Origin of the sequence: Candidatus Frankia nodulisporulans, from assembly GCF_902806475.1 — a bacterium.
Lineage (GTDB): Bacteria > Actinomycetota > Actinomycetes > Frankiales > Frankiaceae > Frankia > Frankia umida.
The window spans coordinates 1-4,265 of the sequence record NZ_CADCWS010000313.1 but is presented as its reverse complement, the minus strand read 5'-3'; the positions used below and the strand labels follow the sequence as shown (position 1 = coordinate 4,265).

Here is a 4,265-nt window from a genome sequence, read left to right as displayed (position 1 = left end):
CACCACCACCGCGCACCACCACCACCGAAATGATCATTTGGTGTGGCTGTGGGACCCGAACGGGCCATGCGGACGGCGATCGTCGAGCGCGGCCGGGTCACCTCCAATCGGGTGGCCCCGTAGCGTCGACGGCGGCCCATCCGGGCGGCCCGTTCGAGCCGCCATCGATCATGACCTGGGCCGTCACAGCCATGCCGTACCCCCCGGACGGGTCACACGATGCCCCCTCTGTCAGACCCCCTCGATCGGGGTATCGGGACATCATTCGTCCGGAGTTGTCGCCACCTTCCGCATACGTCCGCTCGGCCATTGATGGTTTCGGCGAACGTCACGACAGTGCGCGGGAGTCCGCCTCGACGGCCGGAACACGGGACGGCGGGGGCGTCTGTGGATCCTGGTCGGCGCGCCCACCATGGGCGATCTCGTATCGGGCAACAGATTTGCCGATCACCGGTCTCGCCACATTACGGACGGGTACTCCGCCCGCCGTCGAACCACGTTCGGATCCGGCATGTGCGTGACCGTGCAGGGCGAGGTCCGCGCCAGCGGCATCGATGACCTCGGCGAGATGGTAGCTTCCCAGAAAGGGATAGATCTCCGCTCGCTCCCCGATCAACGTGTCCGGGATCGGGGCGTAATGGGTCAATGCCACCCGGATATCGCAGGTCAGGTCTCCGAAGGCCGTCCCCAGGCCGGCGGCCACCTCTCTGCTGTGGCGCACAAAGGCCTTCATCAACGGCTCGCCGAACTCCGAGCAGCTGGCGCCGGCAAACCCGCCACCGAATCCCTTGACCCCGGCGACCCCGAGGCGGGTGCCGGCGATATCGAGAACGGTACCGGCGCCTTCAAGCACGATCACGCCGGCATCGACGAGAATGCGGGTGATCTCCTCCTCGGCGTCGTCGTGGTAGTCGTGATTGCCCAGTACGGCGACCACGGGGAGCTCCGCCGCCGCGACCTCCGCGGCCACCACCCGGGCCTCGGCGACCCGGCCGTGCTGGGTCAGGTCGCCGGCCAGCAGCAGCACATCGGCCTGTCCCGCCAGCTCACGCACCACCGGCGCGAAGGTCCCGCCGCTGTCCGTACCAAGATGAATGTCGCCGACGGCGGCGATCCGAATCATGAGATGATCTCCGCGGTCTCGGCGCTGGTCGCGTCCTGCCCCGTGCCCGCACCCGAGGGGACGGCCTGGGTTCGGCTGTCGGTCACGGCGACCTCGTTGCGCACCGGGCGGCCCGCGGCCGCCTCGCGCAGCACCTCGGTGACCGCGCGCCGACGAGCTTCGGTGGCGACCTCGCCGGTCACCAGAATCGCCCCTTCCCAGACGGACACCTCAAGCCCGAGTTCCGCGACCCGGGGATCCTCGGCGAGCAGTTCGTGGAGCTCGCCGGCCAGGTACTCGTCGGCGTCGTCCACGTGTGCCGCGGCGACAACGGATGTCGGCGACCCCTGGCCGTCCCGCTGACCCTGGCCGTCCCGCTGACCCTGGCCGTCCCGCTGTCCCAGGCCGTCCCGCTGACCCGAGGTGGCTGGCCAGCTCGAGGTGGCCGACTGGTCCGGCCGGGTGGGGTGCTCCGTCCGCGCCGACCACAACGGCGATCTCCCGGGGGGCACCGCGGTATTGCCGGTGGTGTCCGCGGGAATGAGGTTGAGGCGAGTGGCCACAAGGAGGGCAGCCTCCGCGAACGGGGAGGCCGCGGTGGATCGGCGTACCTGGTCCCAGTCGACCTGTTCACGCATCGCCCGGATCATTGGAAGTACCCGGGCAAGGTCGCAGTAGCGCTCCTCGAGCGCGAGCAGGGTCATCTCGAACCAGTCCGTGGCATCCAGGACGGGCATGCGCACCGAGTCGACCGACATCTCCCGGGAGCGTTCCAGCATCGCGGTGGTGACCGCGCGACCGACCGGATGATGGATCAGATCGACGAGCACCTCTCCGTCGAACACCTTGGTCAGCCAGTCCTCCGGCGGATCCACCGAACGAAGTCCCGAAGCGGCCAGTACCTCGACCGCTCGCGGGACATCTTCTTCCCGCAGCATGAAATCGACATCGTGAACCGGTTCGGGCCCGCCGCGCGCCCAACATGCGTAGCTCCCACCAAGAGCGAACGGGATGTTCGCCTCCTTGAGGGTCACAGCAACCCGTTTCAGACTCTCCCGCAGACCTCTGGGCGCATCCTCCATACGGCAGCCACTACCCGCATCCGCGTGACGATGCACCTCTCGATCACTCGGACCGGTGTGGGCCCACGTGGGCCAGTGGCGGCGGGGGCGCACGGTCGCCCGCGCGACATCCCCGAATGGCTACCCCGAAGCGGTGACGAGCGTACTACGCAGACACGCGGATGTCCGGTTATCCGTAGTTATAATTTCACCACCCGCCACGACGCATACGACGTCGGCGCCGATGCGCCACTGATTCTGACAGCATGGCGACAACGAGCGTCGACATGAGCGATGATGACCTTTGCGGCGAACTCGTCGGCCGCCCACTTCGACACCGGATTGGAAGCGAACCCTGAACGCGCGCACACGATCCGACCAGTTGCCCAGGGGTGTCGCCGATGACACCAGCGCGCTGGAACATTCCGGCGAGCGCCTACCCGGGCAACGCGCCACCGAGCCGGCCACCGTGCCCTCGCAGCCGGCCGAGCCACCCAGCACCAGCGGCGTGGTGGACATGTCCTGCCATCCGGGCCAGTTGGCCCGGCGGCTGCAGCAGGTGACCTACCAGCTGTGGACGACGACCGTCTCCACCGAGACGACGCCGCCGCAGTTCGTGGTGCTCAACAGCCTGCTCGCCGATCCCGACATCGATCAGCGCACGCTCGGGGAACGGGCGTCGCTCGACCGCTCCACGGTCGCCGATGTGGTGGCACGGCTTGTCCAGCGAGGTCTCATCCGCCGGGTTCGCGACCCACGAGACGGTCGGCGCAACGTCCTTCGGCTGACCAAGCGTGGGGAGTCGACCCACGGGCAGGTGGCCGATCGCATCGACCAGATGAACGACAAGCTTCTCGCGCCCCTGTCCGAGGAGGAGCAGGGTGCCCTGTTGTCCATGCTGACGCGAATCGTCGATCAGGACGGCCCGCGCTGACGCACGCCCGCGCTGGCACCGGTACCACCCATCAGCGATGTCTGGTGCGGCCCGGACACCAGGACGGTCCGGCCCACACCGCGACGATGGCACGGCCGAGTCAGCGCGGCGCGGCGGCGTCCCCGTCAGACGAACGAGATCGACGCTGATTTCACCGTCAGCGAACGGACGACCATAGATCACAATCATTGCAATTAGCGTGTCTTCTCTGCGAACCCGCTACTGTCGGCGCTGCGACATCGGCACGCCGGCCGCCGCCACGATCCGCTGGGGCCCGGTTCGAGGAGGACACGTGACATCGCCTGACACCGCGGCCCTGGTACTCCGGATCATCGTGGGCCTCACCCTGATCGCGCACGGCTACAACCACATCTTCGGCGGCGGTGGGATCAAGGGCACCGCGGGCTGGTTCCAGAGCATGGGCCTTCGCCCCGGGATCGTGCACGCGTGGATGTCCGGGCTGGTCGAGCTCGCCGCCGGCGCCGGACTGATCGTCGGCTTCCTCACCCCGTTCGCCGCGGGCGCCATCATCGGCACCATGGTCGTCGCCGGGATCACCGCGCACCGCACCAACGGCTTCTTCATCTTCCGTCCCGGTCAGGGCTACGAGTACGTCCTGTTCATCGCGGTCGTCTGCGCCGCGATCGGCATCCTCGGCCCAGGCAAGGCCTCGCTCGACCACGCCATTGACATCGAGCTCGACGGCTGGGTCGGCGCTGCGATCACCCTCATCCTCGGCGTCGGCGGTGCCGCCCTGCTGCTGGCGACCGCCTGGCGCCCCGAGCGCAAGCCGGCCGACGCCACCAAGGCCTGACCGACCCTCGCGGCACCAGCCGAGGGTGGCTGGGGTGAAGATGGTGGCATGGAGCTGTCCGTCATCGACAATCCCGAACGGCACCGGTACGAGGCGCGGACGTCCGACGGCCAGGTCGCCGGATTCGTGCAGTACCAGCGCCGCGGGGACCGGATCACCCTCGTGCACACCGAGGTCGCGGCGGAGTTCGAGGGCAGGGGAGTGGGCTCCGCCCTGGCCGCCGGTTCCCTCGATGATGTGCGCGCCCAGGGGCTGAGCGTGGTGCCGCAGTGCCCCTACATCCGCCGGTACATCGACCGTCACCCCTCGTACGCGGATCTGGTGGCCGTGGAGCCCTAGTCCTGTCTTCCGCAC

General features: G+C 68.6%; 5 protein-coding genes. 3 read left to right on the top strand and 2 right to left on the bottom strand.

All coding sequences use genetic code 11. The features are described 5' to 3' along the window. Positions 1-328: 328 nt before the first annotated feature. A complete protein-coding gene (locus tag G6R24_RS18775) occupies positions 329-1,123 on the bottom strand; it encodes a metallophosphoesterase family protein (RefSeq protein ID WP_163550509.1) in 795 nt (264 codons plus the stop codon). Beyond that, positions 1,120-2,136, bottom strand: coding sequence for a BON domain-containing protein (locus tag G6R24_RS18770; RefSeq protein ID WP_338084472.1), 1,017 nt, complete (start codon positions 2,134-2,136; stop codon positions 1,120-1,122). The genes G6R24_RS18775 and G6R24_RS18770 overlap by 4 nt, the downstream gene beginning before the upstream one ends. Before the next feature lie 409 nt (positions 2,137-2,545). Between G6R24_RS18770 and G6R24_RS18765 the strand changes: the two genes are divergently transcribed. From G6R24_RS18765 to G6R24_RS18755, 3 genes are all read left to right on the top strand, one after another. Next, positions 2,546-3,097, top strand: a complete 552-nt coding sequence (locus tag G6R24_RS18765; protein ID WP_372511961.1) for a MarR family winged helix-turn-helix transcriptional regulator — start codon at positions 2,546-2,548, stop codon at positions 3,095-3,097. 292 nt (positions 3,098-3,389) lie between these two features. Beyond that, positions 3,390-3,911: a DoxX family protein gene (locus G6R24_RS18760; protein ID WP_163550507.1), complete on the top strand. Its 522-nt coding sequence runs from the start codon at positions 3,390-3,392 to the stop codon at positions 3,909-3,911. A 48-nt stretch (positions 3,912-3,959) separates the two neighbouring features. Further along, on the top strand, positions 3,960-4,250 hold the full coding sequence (locus tag G6R24_RS18755) for a GNAT family N-acetyltransferase (RefSeq protein WP_163550506.1): 291 nt from the start codon (positions 3,960-3,962) through the stop codon (positions 4,248-4,250). Positions 4,251-4,265: the final 15 nt, after the last annotated feature.